Origin of the sequence: Streptomyces sp. SID5785, from assembly GCF_009870065.1 — a bacterium.
In the GTDB taxonomy this organism is placed as follows: Bacteria; Actinomycetota; Actinomycetes; order Streptomycetales; family Streptomycetaceae; genus Streptomyces.
The window spans coordinates 1-14994 of record NZ_WWIA01001036.1; the positions used below are offsets into that span (position 1 = coordinate 1).

Annotated in this window: 15 protein-coding genes; 8 read left to right on the top strand and 7 right to left on the bottom strand. The window is 73.6% G+C overall.

Annotated features, from left to right (window positions below):
* Nucleotides 1-62: 62 nt before the first annotated feature.
* Complete coding sequence (locus tag GTW43_RS33445; protein WP_161305736.1) at nucleotides 63-437, bottom strand: GntR family transcriptional regulator; 375 nt, start codon at nucleotides 435-437, stop codon at nucleotides 63-65.
* Between the two features lie 70 nt (nucleotides 438-507).
* Between GTW43_RS33445 and GTW43_RS33450 the strand changes: the two genes are divergently transcribed.
* From GTW43_RS33450 to GTW43_RS37775, 3 genes are all read left to right on the top strand, one after another.
* On the top strand, nucleotides 508-1443 hold the full coding sequence (locus GTW43_RS33450; RefSeq protein ID WP_161305737.1) for a GNAT family N-acetyltransferase: 936 nt from the start codon (nucleotides 508-510) through the stop codon (nucleotides 1441-1443).
* Nucleotides 1421-1921, top strand: a complete 501-nt coding sequence (locus GTW43_RS33455) for a DUF402 domain-containing protein (protein ID WP_161305738.1) — start codon at nucleotides 1421-1423, stop codon at nucleotides 1919-1921. Before GTW43_RS33450 ends, GTW43_RS33455 begins: the two co-directional genes overlap by 23 nt.
* A 107-nt stretch (nucleotides 1922-2028) precedes the next feature.
* Nucleotides 2029-2166, top strand: coding sequence for a hypothetical protein (locus GTW43_RS37775; RefSeq protein WP_202502276.1), 138 nt, complete (start codon nucleotides 2029-2031; stop codon nucleotides 2164-2166).
* A gap of 9 nt (nucleotides 2167-2175) precedes the next feature.
* Here the strand turns inward: GTW43_RS37775 and GTW43_RS33460 are convergent, their stop codons facing one another.
* On the bottom strand, nucleotides 2176-2664 hold the full coding sequence (locus tag GTW43_RS33460; protein WP_237536948.1) for a GNAT family N-acetyltransferase: 489 nt from the start codon (nucleotides 2662-2664) through the stop codon (nucleotides 2176-2178).
* A gap of 215 nt (nucleotides 2665-2879) precedes the next feature.
* On the opposite strand from GTW43_RS33460, the gene GTW43_RS33465 reads away from it, so the two are divergent.
* Complete coding sequence (locus GTW43_RS33465) at nucleotides 2880-3875, top strand: lytic polysaccharide monooxygenase (RefSeq protein ID WP_161305739.1); 996 nt, start codon at nucleotides 2880-2882, stop codon at nucleotides 3873-3875.
* A gap of 68 nt (nucleotides 3876-3943) precedes the next feature.
* Here GTW43_RS33465 and GTW43_RS33470 read toward each other — a convergent pair whose 3' ends face one another.
* Together GTW43_RS33470 and GTW43_RS33475 are read right to left on the bottom strand one after the other, a co-directional pair.
* Complete coding sequence (locus tag GTW43_RS33470; protein WP_161305740.1) at nucleotides 3944-4819, bottom strand: alpha/beta fold hydrolase; 876 nt, start codon at nucleotides 4817-4819, stop codon at nucleotides 3944-3946.
* Between the two features lie 141 nt (nucleotides 4820-4960).
* Nucleotides 4961-5407, bottom strand: coding sequence for a MarR family winged helix-turn-helix transcriptional regulator (locus GTW43_RS33475; protein WP_161305741.1), 447 nt, complete (start codon nucleotides 5405-5407; stop codon nucleotides 4961-4963).
* A gap of 108 nt (nucleotides 5408-5515) precedes the next feature.
* On the opposite strand from GTW43_RS33475, the gene GTW43_RS33480 reads away from it, so the two are divergent.
* The 4 genes from GTW43_RS33480 (at nucleotide 5516) to GTW43_RS33495 (ending at nucleotide 11449) form a co-directional block, all read left to right on the top strand.
* Nucleotides 5516-5890 (top strand): cupin domain-containing protein, encoded by a 375-nt coding sequence (locus GTW43_RS33480; RefSeq protein WP_161305742.1) that lies wholly within the window; start codon nucleotides 5516-5518, stop codon nucleotides 5888-5890.
* A 255-nt stretch (nucleotides 5891-6145) separates the two neighbouring features.
* Entirely contained in the window at nucleotides 6146-6784 is a 639-nt protein-coding gene (locus GTW43_RS33485; protein ID WP_202502248.1) for a hypothetical protein, read from the top strand.
* On the top strand, nucleotides 6781-8340 hold the full coding sequence (locus GTW43_RS33490) for a DNA polymerase Y family protein (protein WP_161305616.1): 1560 nt from the start codon (nucleotides 6781-6783) through the stop codon (nucleotides 8338-8340). Before GTW43_RS33485 ends, GTW43_RS33490 begins: the two co-directional genes overlap by 4 nt.
* The gene (locus tag GTW43_RS33495) at nucleotides 8333-11449 is read left to right on the top strand and encodes an error-prone DNA polymerase (RefSeq protein WP_161305615.1); all 3117 of its coding nucleotides are present in this window, start codon (nucleotides 8333-8335) and stop codon (nucleotides 11447-11449) included. Before GTW43_RS33490 ends, GTW43_RS33495 begins: the two co-directional genes overlap by 8 nt.
* Nucleotides 11450-11521: 72 nt before the next feature.
* Here the strand turns inward: GTW43_RS33495 and GTW43_RS33500 are convergent, their stop codons facing one another.
* The 3 genes from GTW43_RS33500 to GTW43_RS33510 all read right to left on the bottom strand — a co-directional run.
* Nucleotides 11522-12145, bottom strand: a complete 624-nt coding sequence (locus GTW43_RS33500) for a TetR/AcrR family transcriptional regulator (protein ID WP_161305614.1) — start codon at nucleotides 12143-12145, stop codon at nucleotides 11522-11524.
* 122 nt (nucleotides 12146-12267) lie between these two features.
* On the bottom strand, nucleotides 12268-13770 hold the full coding sequence (locus GTW43_RS33505) for a bifunctional 3-(3-hydroxy-phenyl)propionate/3-hydroxycinnamic acid hydroxylase (protein WP_161305613.1): 1503 nt from the start codon (nucleotides 13768-13770) through the stop codon (nucleotides 12268-12270).
* On the bottom strand, nucleotides 13767-14994 hold a 1228-nt coding region (locus GTW43_RS33510), incomplete at its 5' end, for an AMP-binding protein (RefSeq protein WP_161305743.1). The genes GTW43_RS33510 and GTW43_RS33505, both read right to left, overlap by 4 nt.

The following is a 14994-nucleotide window of genomic DNA, read 5'->3' on the forward strand; positions in this document are numbered from 1 at the left end:
GGCGCGGGGAACTGCGCGACCAGCCCCCACGCACGGAAAGCCGCGATGAAATCGGTGAGGCCCTACTCGTAGGCGGCGCGGAGCGCGTCCCGGGCCGCGGCGAGCGCCGCCTCCTGCGAGAGGCCGAGCCGCCGCACCCGCTCGGCGAAGACCCCGGCCGCCCCCGCCGCCTCCCGAGCGGCAGCGTCCCCCGCGGCGGCGACGAACGTCCCGTTGCGCCCCCGCGTCTCGATCACCCCGTCCGCCTCCAGCGCCCGGTACGCCTTGGCGACCGTGTTCGCGGCGAGGCCCAGCTGCTCCGCGAGTCCGCGCACGGTGGGCAGCCGGTGCCCGACCGGCAGCACCCCGGCGCGGGCCTGTTCGGAGATCTGCGCGCGCACCTGCTCGTAGGGCGCGGCACTGTCGGCGGTGTCTTGGACACGGATCTTCAGGGTCACCGGCCGATTGTCCCGCAGCCGCGGAAAATGGGAGGCACCTGTCCCCGGACGGCGCGTAGCGTGCGCGTCCATGACGATGATCGTGCGCGCCCTGCGCCCCGACAGCCCGTCGGACCTCGAGGGCTTCGCCCGGGTCCGCCGGGTGTGCCTGCCCGCGATGCTGGCGACCGAGGCCTCGATCGCGCACGACGCGGCGACCGCCCATCCCGACGCGCACTACCGGCAGCTCGTCGCGGTGACGGACGGCGGTGAGGTGATCGGCACGGCCCAGGTCGGGATCGCCCACGACAGCCCGGAGCCGGGCCAGGGCTTCGCCAACGTGTACGTGCATCCGGACCGGCAGGGCCGCGGTGCGGGCACGCTGCTGCTGCGCACCGCCGAGGAGTACCTGGCCGGGCACGGCGCGCGCCGGGTGTTCTGCTGGGCGCTGGACGGCGCGGCGAACCTGGCGTGGGCGGCGGCCCGCGGGTACGCGCGCAGTCGCAGCGCCCACTTCCTGCGCCTCGACCTGACGGCGGACGCGCTGCCGCCGCTGCGGACGCCGCCCGCGGGGGTGGAGCTGCGCACGGCGGCGTCGTTCGCGGACGATCCGCGCCCGCTGTTCGCGCTGGACGCGGCGACGGTGGCGGACGAGCCGGGGGACATCCCCGCGCAGATGAGCGACTACGAGCAGTGGCTGCGGAACACGTGGCGCGATCCGCTCCTGAATCACGAGCTGACGACGGTGGCGCTGGTGGACGGCCGCCCGGCGGCGTTCTCGGCGGCCCGTACGGACGGCGAGGGCCGCTACTCGACGGGGATGACCGGCACGGACCGCGCCTTCCGCGGCCGCGGCCTGGCCAAGCTCGCGAAGAACGACTCGCTGCACCGGGCCCGCGCGGCGGGCGTCACGGTGGCGTACACGGGCAACGACACGGAGAACGGGCCGATGCTCGCGATCAACAAGTGGTTCGGCTACATGGTCGACGCGACGGAGGTGCGGCATGTCAGGGAGCTCGGCGGCTGAGACGGTCCGGGTCCGGCTGGTCAAGGCCGGGCGGGAGAAGATCGCCTATCCGGCGCGGCTGCTGCACGACGACGGGACACGGGTCGCGGTGCGGGCCGCGTGGGCCGGTGCGGACGTGCGCGACTTCGGCTTCGTCCGCTTCGAGCCCGGCGACGTGTTCACCGAGTACTACTGGCGTGACCGGTGGTACGCGGTGAAGGAGGTCCGGGCGGGCGACGGGACGCTCAAGGGCTGGTACTGCGATGTCACGCGGCCGGTGGTGCGGGACTCCGCGGGGCTCGTCTCGGAGGACCTCGACCTGGATCTGTGGGTCTCCGGGGACGGCGCGGAGGTGATCCGGCTGGACGAGGACGAGTTCGCGGCGAGCGGGCTGGCGGGGCGGGACCCCGGCGCGGCGCGGGCCGCGACGCGGGCCCTGGACGACCTGGAGTCACTGGCCCGCGGCGCCGGTCTGGCGACGCTCCTCGCGGCCGCGTGACAACCGCCACTGACAATTGCGCTTCGATGCGCCACCCTCCGGGAACAGGTCTACGAACAGGTCCGCATCGGGCCGACGTTGGAACCGTGTAGGTACAGGAGGCCCCCATGCGCCGAGTGACCATGCACAAGCCGGCCCGCACGAGCAGCATCACGCGCCGGCTTCGGGAAGAGGCCGCGGAGCCGCGCCGCGAGCGTCCGGAAGTGCGCAAGGACGTCCGCAGGACGTGGTGGCCGGACGAGTAGGGCGGCCGGTCAGACGATGTCCAGACGCTTGCGGTAGTGGATGCGGTCGTAGGGCCCGTCGGTGCGGCGCTCGACGACCTCGTATCCGTACCGCGGATAGATCTTCTGGTTCTCCCACATCAGCGCGTGGGTGTAGAGCCGCACCTCGGGCAGCCCGAGGGCGCGGGCGTGTGCGTCGACGAAGTGGAGCAGGGCACGGCCCACCCCCTGCCCGTGGGCGTCGGGGTGGACGGCGACGCTCTCGAGGAAGAGGTGCCCGGGGCGCGCCTCGACCACGACGAGGCCGGTGATCTGCGGGTCCCCCGTGACGTAGACGCGGCCCGCCGCCACGTCCGCGGCGTGGTCGGCCTCCATGGGCCGGGGGACGACGCCGATCCGCTCGATGTAGGGGCGGTACGCGGCGTCGGTGACGGCGTGGACGGCCGGGACGTCGGCGGCGGTGGCCGGGCGGATCCGCGGGGTGTCGTCGTTCATGCCCTTGCCCTTGCGCTTGCTCATGGGGGTGTCCATGGCGCCCTGTCTACGGCACGGGGCGCCCGCGCGTCTCGTCGGCGGGCGCGCGGGCGGGGTTTCTGATCACAGTCTGAGGCGCGCCTTAAGTGCGCCATAAAGATCGTCCCGGAGGGCTTCCGAGGGCGCTGCGGGGCGGTTTCCCGGGCTAACTTCCTTGCCACCACCCCCCGTTCGCACGACCGCAAGCCCGAGGAGCATCCATGTCCGCACGCCGTCGCAGGCTCGTCGCCACCACCGCCACCGCCGCCGTCCCGCTCGCCCTGTGGGCGACTCCCGCCGCGGCGCACGGGACGCTGGGCGACCCGGTCAGCCGGGTCGCGGCGTGTTACGCCGAGGGCGCCGAGAGTCCCACGTCGGCGGCGTGCAAGGCGGCGGTCGCGGCGGGCGGCGCGCAGGCCCTGTACGACTGGAACGGCATCCGGGACGGTGCCGCGGCCGGCAAGCACCAGGAGAACATCCCGGACGGCAAGCTGTGCTCGGCGAACGCGGACGAGTTCAAGGGCATGGACCTGGCCAGGGACGACTGGCCCGCGACGCAGGTCTCGGCGGGCTCGTACACGTTCAAGTACAAGGTGACCGCACCGCACAAGGGCACCTTCAACCTCTATCTGACCAAGCAGGGCTACGACGCGTCGAAGCCGCTGGCCTGGTCGGACCTGGATCTCGAGCACCCGGTCGCGACGAAGACGGATCCGGTGGCGGAGGGCGGCTACTACACGTTCTCCGGCACGCTCCCCCAGCGCACGGGCCGTCAGCTGATCTACGGGATCTGGCAGCGCTCGGACAGCCCGGAGGCGTTCTACTCCTGCTCGGACGTGACGTACGGGGGCGGCGCCTCGTCCGGCGGTGCGGCGGCCGCGGCACCGAAGGCGTCGGCACCGTCCGACGCGCAGATCGCGAAGGACGCCGACAAGTCGACGATCGACCACGGCGGGATGGACATGGGCGACGGCGCGACGCACGAGGACCACACGGCCTCGCCGTCGGCGGCGCCCGCGGCCGGGGACGACACGGCGGCGAAGGGCGGCAACTCCCCCGAGGTGAACGGAAGTTCGCAGGATCTCGCGGAGACCGGCGGCTCCTCGAGCACCTCGTACCTGGCGATGGGCGGCGCGGCGGCGCTGGCGCTCGGCGCGGCGGGCCTGTTCGCCTCGACGCGGCGCCGCGCGAACGCGGGTGCGCGGCACGGCCGCTGAGCCCCGCCGCACCGGCACGGCCCGGCCGCGTCCCCCGGCTCTTCGGGGGACGCGGCCGGGCCGCTTCGTCAGTTGACGCAGTCGGTCGGGGTGGCGTGTGCGGGGTCGAGGGCGTTGGCGACCTCGTGGTACGCGACGAGGTCGACGGTGCCGATGGTCACGTGTTCGGAGATGTCGACCGGGCACAGGTCCTGGAGCAGCACGTTGTGCACGTCGGGCCCGTCCAGGAACTGGGTGCGGTACGGGGTGACGACCTCGTCGTACTTCGTGGCGATGACGGTGTAGTGGACGCCGGGGACGGTGTCGCCGCCCTCGTTGAGCTTGGTGACGAAGTCCGAGCCGGCGATCTGGTCGGCGAGTCCGGGGGTGGCGAGGGTGAGCAGGTCCTCGGCGCCCGGGAAGTAGGGCAGCAGTCCGGTGAGGCCGCTCAGGGTGGTGCCGTGGTTGTCGGGGGCGATGCCGACGAGGGCGTTCACCTCGGCGGCGCCGCCGAGGAACTTCAGGTAGTAGCGCGGCATCATGCCGCCCTGGGAGTGGCCGACGAGGTCGACCTTCGGGGCGCCCGTGGTGCCGCGCACCTTGTCGACGAAGGTGTCGAGCTGGCCGGCCGACCGGGCGATGGGGCCGAGGCCGTTGAAGAGAGGGACGCCGGGCAGCTGGCCGTAGTCCAGGGAGAAGACGCAGTACCCGCGCTTGACCAGGTAGGGCGCGAGGACGAGCCAGTTGTCGACGGAGTTGCCGAAGGTGCCGTGGACGAGGACCACGGGGCGGGGGTGGGCGGCGGACGGCCGGCAGGACCAGTCGTTCCAGCCGCGGTCGGGGGCGGCGGCGCTCGCCTGTGCGGCACCGAGCGGGGCCAGGACCGCGGCGACCAGCGCGGCGGTGACGGTCAGGGCGCGCAGGGTCCGGCGCCGTGCGGGCCGGGTCCTTCTGGGCAGCTTCATGGATCTCCTTGCGGCTCAAGGGAGTTGCAGGAGTGAGCTGTGCTGTTGCCCAGTCAAGTTACGGGCGAGTAGTGGAGAGTTGAAGTTACGCGTCGGTAAAAACTTCCGCGCGGGCTTGCGGGGCACTCGCCTGACGGGATGTCACCAGAGGGGCCTGACGGGCCCGTCGGGCGCGATGGCCAGCAGTTTCCCCACCAGATCGGCGGCCTCCCGCTCCCCCAGCCGCTCCACCCAGGGACGCACCGCGTCGGCCGCCGCCGCGTCGGCGGCCCGGGTGCAGGCCCGGCCGGACTCGGTGAGCACGACGAGCCGGGCGCGCGCATCCCCCGGGTGCGGGCGCCGCTCCACGTACCCCTTGCGCTCCAGCTCGTCGACGAGCTGACTGGCCGCCTGCTTGGTGACCCCGAGATGCGTGGCGACGTCGGTGACGGTGGCGTCCCCCGCGGAGATCCGCACGAACGCGAAACCGTGCGCGGGCCGCACTCCGTCGAACCCCCTGGCCACGACACCCTCGTGGATGCGCCGGGTCAGCTCGCCCGCCGCGGCGAGCAGGGCGGTGGACAGCGCGAGGGCGTCGGAGTTCTGCACGGGCCCATTCAAACACCCTTGACTACATGGTCAAGCTGCTTGACCATGTAGTCAAGGAACTTGACCAGTGACCGATGCGTCGGCCGCCCCGACCGAAGGAGAACCGCCATGCCCGTAGTCCGCGCACCGGAGGCCGTCGTCCACGAGATGCACGGCGTCCGCTTCGTCTCGTACGCCACCACCGGCAGCGGCAGCAAGGAGCTGGCCGCCTGGCGGGGAGAGGTCCCCGCGGGCACGCGGGCGACGGCGCACACCGTGACGCGGGAGGAGATCCTGCACGTGCTGACCGGCTCGCTGCGCGTGACGCTCGACGGCGCGGCACACCCGCTGACCGCCGGCGACACGGCGATCGTGAACGCGGGCACGGAGATCGCGGTGGAGAACGCGACGGACGAGCCCGCCACGATGTGGGTGACCACGTCGGTGGGCCTGGAGGCGACCCTGCGCGACGGGACCCGGATCGCGCCGCCCTGGGCCCGCTGATCAGGCGGCGCCCGCCTTCGACGCGCCCCGCCCCAGGACCCCCGTGAGGTAGTTCACGCGGGGCACACGCGGAGCCCGGTCCCCCTTGCGGAGAAAGGGGCGCCCGGGTCGCGCCGGGCCCGTGGGGGAACCGTGACCCCAGAGGCGCCGGTGACTCGCCTTGCAATATTCGAACGTGTGTCCGATGCTCAAGGTATGGCGTCAGCAGTACCGGTCCTCAGCAGGGACGATGAGCGAATCGGCGCCGGGTTTCCGGTGGTCTCCGAGCTTGAGTCCCTGCTGCCCGGCGGCCGACTGCGCCCCGGCTCGGCCGTGAGCGTGGGACGGGATCTGCCGCTGCTGCTCGCCCTGGCCGCACCGGCCGCCGCCGAAGCGGGCGCCTGGGCGGTCGTCGGGCTGCCCCAGCTCGGGGTGCTCGCCGCCGAGTCGATGGGGCTGAACATCGGCACCGGGCTGTGGGTGGACCGCCCCGGCAAGCGCTGGCCCGAGGTCGTCGCCACACTCGCGGAAGCCGTGCCGGTGCTGCTGCTCGGTCCACTCGGTCCGGCAACCGGCCGGCAGGCCCGGCGGCTCGCGGCCGTACTGCGCCGTACCGGAGCGGTCGTGCTCACCACCGGGGCCTGGGAGGGAGCCGAGCTGCGCATGGCCGTGACCTCGTCGCGCTGGGAGGGCGTCGGTGAGGGCCACGGCCTGCTGCGGGCCCGGCGCGTACAGGTCTCGGCCACCGGTCGCGGAGCGGCAGGCGGGGCGCCGCGCACCGTCCGGCTGTGGCTGCCCGGTCCCGACGGACGGGCCTGCCCCTTCGACAACGACCCGAACCCCATGAACACCCCGGTCGACGCACCCCCCGCCGCGCCGTCCGAGGCGCGCCGCGGGCTGCACGTCGTCGGGTGAGTCCCATCGAACGCATCGTCTGTGTCTGGTTGCCCGACTGGCCCGTCGTCGCCGACGGCAGCAACCCCGACGGGTCACGCGCCACCGCCGTGGTGGCCGGCGGGAAGGTCGTCGCCTGCTCGGCCGCGGCCCGGGCGCTCGGCGTGCGCCGCGGGATGCGGCTGCGGCAGGCCACCGGCCGCGCGCCCGGGCTACAGCTCCTCGAACGGGACGTGGAGGGCGAGACCCGCTGCCTCGAACCGGTCCTGCAGTACCTGGAGCAGCACGTGGCCCCCCGCTGGGAGGTGATCCGCCCCGGCCTTCTCGTGCTGCCCGCACGCGGTCCCGCCCGCTACTTCGGCGGCGAGCAGATCCTCGCCGACCGGATCACCGAAGCGGTCGCCGCCGTCGGCTTCGCGGCCCGGGTGGGCATGGCGGACACCGTCTTCGCCGCCGCGCTCGCCGCCCGCCAGGGCCGGATCGTCCCGGCGGGACGGACCGCGCAGTTCCTCGCCCCGTACCCCGTGGGCGTGCTCGGCCGGCCGGAGCTCGCTGTGCTGCTCTCCCGGATGGGTCTGCCCACCCTCGGTTCCTTCGCGGTGCTGCCCGGCAGCAAGGTGGCCGCCCGCTTCGGCGCGGACGGTTCGACGGCCCACCGCACCGCCCGGGGCCTCGAAGCCCGTGGCCTGAGCACCCGGGCGCCCGGCCAGGACCTCACGGTCGCCCATGACTTCGAGCCGGCCGGCACGCTCCTCGAGCCGGTCGCGTTCGCGGCGAAGGAACTCGCACGACGACTGCACGAGCGCCTGGCCTCGGCCGGGGCGGTGTGCGCCCGGATCGAGGTCGCCCTGGAACTCGCGGGCGCCGACGCGCACACCGGCGGGAAGCGGCTGACCCGGCTGTGGCGGCACGAAGGGAAACTGTCGGAACTCGCGGTCGCCGAACGGGTGCGCTGGCAGCTCACCGCCTGGCAGGAGGCCGGGGCCCTGACCGACGCCGGCGGAGCGGCCGCGGGCATCACCCAGCTCGCGCTGCGCCCGGAAGCGCTGAGCGCGGCGACCGGCCGGCAGGAGCTTCTCTTCGGCACGCGGTCGGCGACCGCGGAGATGGAGGCCGCCGCCGCCCGGCTGCAGGCGATGCTCGGGCACGATGCCGTGACCCGGGTCGAGACCGGGGGCGGCCGAGGCCCCGCCGAGCAGGCGATCCGGGTGGCCTTCGGTGACGTACCGCCCGAGAACCGGCTGCCCGAAGGCCCCTGGCCGGGACGGCTGCCCGCCCCGTATCCCGCATGGGTGCCTGCCCGGCCGGAGCGGGCCCGGCTGCTCGACGCCGGGGGCGAGCCGGTGGCGGTCTCGGCCCGTCTGGTGCTGTCCGCGCCCCCGGCCCTGCTGGTCGTCAAGGGCTGCCGGCCCGCCGCGGTCCAGGGCTGGGCGGGACCGTGGCCGGCCCTGGAGCAGTGGTGGAACGCGGACCGGGCCCGCCGCCTGGTCCGCATGCAGGTCGTCACCGAGGCGGGCCCGGCCTGGCTGCTCGTCCTGGAGCAGAGTCAGTGGTGGGCGGAGGCGCACTATGGGTGAGGTGCTGCGGCTGCCCACCCGAGGCCGCGGCACCGCACCCGCGCCGCTCGGATGGGCCGAGCTGCACGTGCACTCCTCGTTCTCGTTCCTGCAAGGCGCCTGTTCCCCGGAGGTGCTCGCCGCGGAGGCGGCGCGCCTCGGGGTCGAGGTGCTCGCCGTGACCGACCGCGATGGGCTCTACGCCGCGCGCAGGCTGGCCGCCGCGGCCCGTCGGCACGGTCTGCGCGCGGTGCACGGTGCGGAACTGGGCCTGCCCGCCCCGTACGGCCCCGTGCTCGTCCTCGCCCGTGACCTGACCGGCTTCAGCCGGCTGTCCGCGCTGATCAGCGCCGCCCAGCTCGCCGGCGCCAAGCAGCGACCGGTGTACGACCCGGCACGGTTCGCCGAGGCCGTACGGGACGGACACCTGGCGGTTCTCACCGGCTGCCCCGAGACCGGCCCGCGCCGGCTCCCGGCCCTCGTCGAGCTCCTCGGCCCGGAGCATCTCCACGTCGAGCTGATCGACCACGCGCTGCCCGCCGACTCCGTGCGCAACGACGCCGTGTACGCCGCCGCCCACCGTCTCGGCCTGCCGGTCGTCGCCTCGAACGCCGTGACGTACGCCCGCCCGCGTGATGCCCGGCTGGCCCAGGCGCTGACGGCGCTGCGCCGCCGCGAGACCCTGGACCACGCCGCCGGCCACCTGCCCGCGGCGCCCACCGCGCATCTGCGGGCCCCGGACGACATGGCCCGGCGCCTGGCCCGCTACCCCGGCGTGCACGAGGCCACCGTGGAGCTGGGCCGCGCCTGCGCGATCGACCTCTGCGACCTCAGGCCCGAACTGCCCGGCTTTCCCGTGCCGTTCGGCCACACCGAGATGTCGTACCTGCGGGAGCTCGCGACGCGGGCCGCCGAACGCCGCTACGGTCCCCGCGGCGAGGCGGCACACACGGCCTGGATTCAGCTGGAGAAGGAACTCGGGGTCATCGACCGGCTCGACATGGCCGGCTACTTCCTGATCGTCTGGGACATCGTGCGCTGGTCCGTGGACCACGGCATCTGGTGTCAGGGCCGGGGCTCGGCCGCCAACTCCGTGGTCTGCCACGTCCTCGGCATCACCGCCGTCGACCCGATCAGGCACCAACTGCTCTTCGAGCGCTTCCTGTCCCTGGAGCGGGCCGAGACCCCGGACATCGACATCGACATCGAGAACGCCCGCCGCGAGGAGGTCATCCAGTACGTGTACGAGCGGTGGGGCCGCAGCCACGCCGCCCAGGTCGCCAACATCATCACGTACCGCCCCCGGCTCGCCGTCCGGGACTCCGCCCGCGCGCTCGGCTACCCGACCGGACGGATCGACGAGATGACCCGGCACATCCACCACCACGAACCACCGGGTGAGGACGACGACGACATCCCCGTGGACGTGCGCGAACTGGCCGGAGAGCTCGCCGGACTGCCCCGCCACCTCGGTGTGCACTCCGGCGGCATGGTGCTCACCCGCCGCCCGATCGGTGAGGTGATGCCCGTCGAGTGGGCCACCGCCGAGGATCGCAGTGTGCTCCAGGGGGACAAGGAGGATGCGGAGGAGGCGGGGCTCGTGAAGATCGACCTGCTCGGACTCGGCATGCTCTCCGCCCTGCACACGACCTGTGATCTGATCGCCGAACACCACGGCGCCACCTACGACTTGGCGTCGATCCCGCCTGACGACCCGGCCGTTTTCGAGATGATCTCGCGTGCGGACACCGTGGGTCTCTTCCAAGTCGAGTCGCGGGCCCAGATGTCGACGCTGCCTCGGCTGAGGCCACGTACCTTCCAGGACCTCGTGGTCGCCGTGTCCCTGATCCGGCCCGGTCCGATCCAGGGCGGATCCGTGCATCCGTATCTGCGGCGGCGGGCCGGGAAGGAGCCGGTCTCCTACCCGCATCCCCTCGCCGAACGCGCCCTGCGACGTACCCTCGGCGTCCCGCTCTACCAGGAGCAGATGATGCTGCTCGCGATGGACTGTGCCGGGTTCGGACCCGGTGAGGCGGACACCCTGCGCAAGGCGCTCGCCGCCAAGCACGCACCCGAGCGGGTCGCGGAACTGCGGCGGAGGCTGCTCGCCGGTATGGCCGAGCGCGGGATCGGGGAGCGGGCCGCCGAGGAGCTCTACACGATGATCCAGGCGTTCTCGGGGTACGGCTTCCCCGAGTCGCACTCCCAGTCACTCGCGCACATCGTGTACGCCTCGGCCTGGCTGAAAGTGCACTACCCGGCGGCGTTCATCGCGGGGGTCCTGGCCAACCAGCCGATGGGTTTCTACTCGCCGCTGACCCTGATCGGCGACGCACGCCGCCGCGGAGTCCGGGTGCACGGGGTGGACGTGGCCCGCTCGGGGCTGCATGCGGGGCTCGAGGCGGACGAGGGCTCCAGGGGCGGGCAGGCGATCCGGCTCGGTCTGAGCGGAACGCGGGGGATGCCGGACGCGGCGGCCGAGGCGGTCATCGCCGGGCGCCCGTACCGAGACCTGGAGGACTTCGCCCGGCGCACCCGCCTGCCGGTGAAGGTCCTGGAGAACCTCGCGACCGCCGGGGCGCTCGTCACGTTCGGCGTGGACCGGCGCGAGGCGCTGTGGGCAGCGGGGGCGCTGGCGGGCGCGGACGAAGGGTATCTGCCGGGGACGACCGCACCGCCCGAGGCGCCCGAGCTGCCCGCCATGACCGTGGTGGAGCAGACCTTCGCCGACCTGTGGGCCACGGGGGCGAGCCCCGACAGCCACCCCGTGCAGCATCTCCGCGCCCAGCTGAAGTCCTGCGGAGTGGTGACCGCGGCCGAGGTGCGCACACTGCCGGACGGCACCCGCACCACCGTCGGGGGCCTCGTCACCCACCGCCAGCGCCCGCCCACCGCGAAGGGGACATGCTTCCTCAACGTCGAGGACGAGACCGGCATGACCAATGTGATCGTGCCACCGCCGGTCTGGGACGCGCACATGAAGCTCGCCGTGGACCACGCGGGCCTGCTGATCCGCGGGCGCGTCGAACGGGCTGACGGAGCGGTCAACCTGGTGGCCCACAGCCTGCGGCCCCTCGGCCTGAGGACACCGGCCCGTGGGCGGGTTCCCGGCCCCGGACGCGCCTCCTGACCGCAGCCTGGGACGGTGCGGTCAGCGCGCAGGGGCCGATCGCCGCCGTGACTGCGGGTGCGGGCGCGGGCGTCAGGCCGGCTCGGCCGACGGCTCGACGGAGGGAAGGGGCAACGCCACGATGCGCACCACCTCGGCCTCGGGCATCCCGAACATGCGCAGCACGCTCCGCACCGCCTGATCGGCCAGGGCGTCGACGGCGTCCGGCGCGGCGTCGGCGCACACATGCATGGTGGCGATCAGGCATCCCGCCGTGCAGGCGAGCGCGACGTCCACGTTCTCGATGACGAAGCGACCGGCGGCCTCGGCCGCCTCGAGGTCGCGACGTGCGTGCACAGCGTGGCCGAACGGCGCGGTGAGCAGTGCGCCCCGGCTGTTCATCATCACTTTCGCGAGACGCGGCCGCGTCCGGACGAGTCGCACCGTCAGCCGCATCGAGGTCGCGAAGACCACGGCCGCGTCATCGACGTCGGCCAGCAACTCCTCCAGCCACGCGGCGTGCGCCTCGAGCGCCTGCGCGATCGCGGCGTCGAGCAGCTCGGACTTGGACGGGAAGTGGTTGTAGAACGTTCCGAAGCCGACGTCAGCGGCCTCGGTGATCTGCTGGATGCTCACGTCGAAGTCACCGCGCTCGGCATAGATCTCCTGCGCGGCCTCGATCAACGCGGTGCGGGTCCGCAGCTTGCGCCGCTCCACACGGGTGGGTGGCCGTTCCGACATGGCGGAGATCGTATCGGAGTGGGCCACCGGCCCGGCCGACCGGCCGCACCTTCCGCCCCGCCCGGCCGCGCCCTGCTGTGTGCCCGCCGGGCTCCGGCTCACCGCGCCCACCGCGCCGGTCCCGCGGCACCGACCACGCGGTCGGGGTCGACCCGGACCCATCCGACCCCGGCGTCGAGCAGCCACCGGGCCAGGAGCCGTTCGCCACCGTCGCCCCCCGGATCGACGGTCAGCCACGCCGAGGGGTGTCCGCCGGGCACGGCCGCGAGGTCGGTGCCCGGCAGTGCGACCACGGTGGTGCGCTCCCCCAGGATCTCGTCGACCAGGACGGGTTCGCCGCCGGGGCCTGCCAGCCGGACCAGCGGAAGCAGCGCTCCACGGACGGCGCGAGGCGTGCTGCGCGAGATGCGCGTCCCCGGCGTGAGAGGCGGAGTGCGGCTGTCCAGGAGCGTGCGCCGGACCGCCTGAGATCGTGCAAGGGCGGGGATGAGGTGCCGTCGCGCGAGCGAGGCGATCCGACCGCCGCCCGTCATCAACTGCCCCATGCCCTTGGCCCGTCTGATCATCGTGGTCGCATGCGGACGACGTTCCTCTTCGTACGAGTCCAGAAGCGCCGGATCGGCGTCGGCGCGCAGCACCGCGGCAAGTTTCCATGCGAGGTTGTACGCGTCGCGCAGCCCGGTGCACAGGCCCTGGCCGATGAAGGGCGGCGTGACGTGGGCGGCGTCGCCGGCGAGGAAGACCCTGCCGTCCCTCCAGCGTCGCGCGACCCGGGCGCGGAAGGTGTACTCCGTGCACCGCAGCAGCTCCAGGCCGGTGTCCGGGACGGTGCGGGTCCACGGGCCGATCAGGGGCCGCAGGTCCGGGATGCCCTCGAAGTCGGAGGCGTTCTCTCCGTCGAGCAGCCGGAACTCCCAGCGGTAGCGGTCCTGTCCGACCCTCATGTAGGTGCCGGCCCGATGGGGGTCGCAGACCTGGTGCACGCCGTCCCAGGCATCGAGGTCGAGGGCGCAGCGGACGTCGACGACCAGCCAGCGCTGGTCGAAGCCGAGGTCGTCGTCACCGATCCCGAGCTGCCCGCGGACCGCGCTGTTGGCACCGTCGCAGGCCACCACGTAGGGCGCGCGCAGGTCGACCGTCGATCCGTCGGGGCGTCGCAGCCGGGCGCCGACGGATCCGGCGTCCGACGTGTCGAGGCGCACCATCTCGTGGCCGCCCAGTATCTCGGCCTGCGGCAGGCTCTCGAGACGGTCCCTCAGCAGCCGTTCGAGAGCGGGCTGGTCGAACATGTTGGCCTGGGGGATGCCCGCCGGCGTCGCCCCGTGCCGGGTGAACGTGGCCAGCACCCGGTGGCGGTCGTCGACGAGCCGCAGGCCCGCCGCGGGACGGGTGTGCGCGGCGAACGCCTCGCCGATGCCCAGCCGGTGGAGGATCCGGTACACCTCGTCGTCGAGATGGACGCCCCGGGGCAGCGGGTAGACGTCCTGGTACCGCTCGACCACGGCGACACGCAGGCCGTACTGCCCGAGGAGCGTCGCCGCGGCGAGCCCGGTGGGTCCGGCGCCGACCACGATCACGTCCCGACGGTCGTCGGCTGTCACGGGTCCGTCCTCTCGTCGGCCGTGCGGATCTCCACGCCGTACCCGTGGAGCACGTCGGCCGCGCGGACGGCCGCAGCGCCCGACAGCTGCACGACGAGACGGCCGCCTTCGTGCTCCGTACGCACCGCGGCGTCGTCGATGCCGCACGCCGCCAGTTCCTCACGGAAGTGGCGGGCGGCCGCGGCCTCGCGGAGCGCGGGCTTGAACGGCTTGCCGATCTCCGTCAGCGGGATGGCGTCGAGGACGGTGACGGTCCTGGGACGGGCCGCGGGTTCGCTGATGTGCCGGGCCGCCCAGGCCGTCAGCTCCTCGACCGTGGCACCGGTGCCCGCGAGCGTGACGAAGGCCACCGGGATCTCGCCCGCGCCGCGGTCGGGCCTGCCGACAGCCGCGGCGCCTGTCACCGCGGGATGGCCGAGCAGGGCGTCCTCGACGACGGCGGGGTCGATGTTGTGCCCACCGCGAATGATCACGTCCTTCTGCCTGCCCCGCAGGTGGATCCTCTCCTCCTGCACGAAACCGAGGTCCCCGGTGCGCAGCCGTCCGTCGACCACGCTCCCGTCCCTCTCCGTCCACCTGCGGTCGCCGTCCCGTCGCAGATAGCCCGCGAACACGGTGGGGCCGCTGATCAGCAACTCACCCGTCTGTCCCGCGGGGAGTTCGCGCACCTGCCCGGTCGCGTCGTCGACGTCGGCCGCCACCACCTTCTGGTAGGGCAACCGCAGGCCGACCGACCCCGCGCGGACGTCACCGATCGGCGTGGCGGAGGTCGCACAGGTCCCTTCGGTGAGTCCGTACCCCTCGTGCAGTTCCAGGCCCGTTGCCCGGGCGAAGGCTCGGCCCACCTGCTCGGGCAGGGGTGCCGCACCGACGACCGGCAGCTCCAGCGAGCTGATGTCCGCGTCCACGGGAACGGCCGACAGGAAGGAGTAGACGGTCGGCACCGCGGACATGGCCCGGGGCCGGTAGTGCTCGACGAGCCGCCAGAACACGGAGTACAGATGCGGATCGCGGTAGCCGAGCGGGCTCGGCCAGATCGCCGTCGCTCCTGTCACCATCGGCGCGAGCGCCGTCACCAGCAGGGCGTTGACGTGGAACAGGGGCAGACCCGCGACGATGGTCCGGCCGGGCTCTCCGCCACCGGCGAGCGCGAGGCTCCACGCCATCACGGCCTGATTGCGATGGGTGTGGGCCGCGACCTTGGGTGTGCCGGTGGTGCCGCCA

Excerpts from the sequence above, each read along its gene's own strand:
- GTW43_RS33495 (WP_161305615.1), top strand. The coding sequence starts at position 8,333 with ATGGGTGAGGTGCTGCGGCTGCCCACCCGAGGCCGCGGCACCGCACCC.
- GTW43_RS33450 (WP_161305737.1), top strand. The coding sequence starts at position 508 with ATGACGATGATCGTGCGCGCCCTGCGCCCCGACAGCCCGTCGGACCTC.
- GTW43_RS33460 (WP_237536948.1), bottom strand. The coding sequence starts at position 2,664 with ATGAGCAAGCGCAAGGGCAAGGGCATGAACGACGACACCCCGCGGATC.
- GTW43_RS33455 (WP_161305738.1), top strand. The coding sequence starts at position 1,421 with ATGTCAGGGAGCTCGGCGGCTGAGACGGTCCGGGTCCGGCTGGTCAAG.
- GTW43_RS33465 (WP_161305739.1), top strand. The coding sequence starts at position 2,880 with ATGTCCGCACGCCGTCGCAGGCTCGTCGCCACCACCGCCACCGCCGCC.
- GTW43_RS33480 (WP_161305742.1), top strand. The coding sequence starts at position 5,516 with ATGCCCGTAGTCCGCGCACCGGAGGCCGTCGTCCACGAGATGCACGGC.
- GTW43_RS37775 (WP_202502276.1), top strand. The coding sequence starts at position 2,029 with ATGCGCCGAGTGACCATGCACAAGCCGGCCCGCACGAGCAGCATCACG.
- GTW43_RS33470 (WP_161305740.1), bottom strand. The coding sequence starts at position 4,819 with ATGAAGCTGCCCAGAAGGACCCGGCCCGCACGGCGCCGGACCCTGCGC.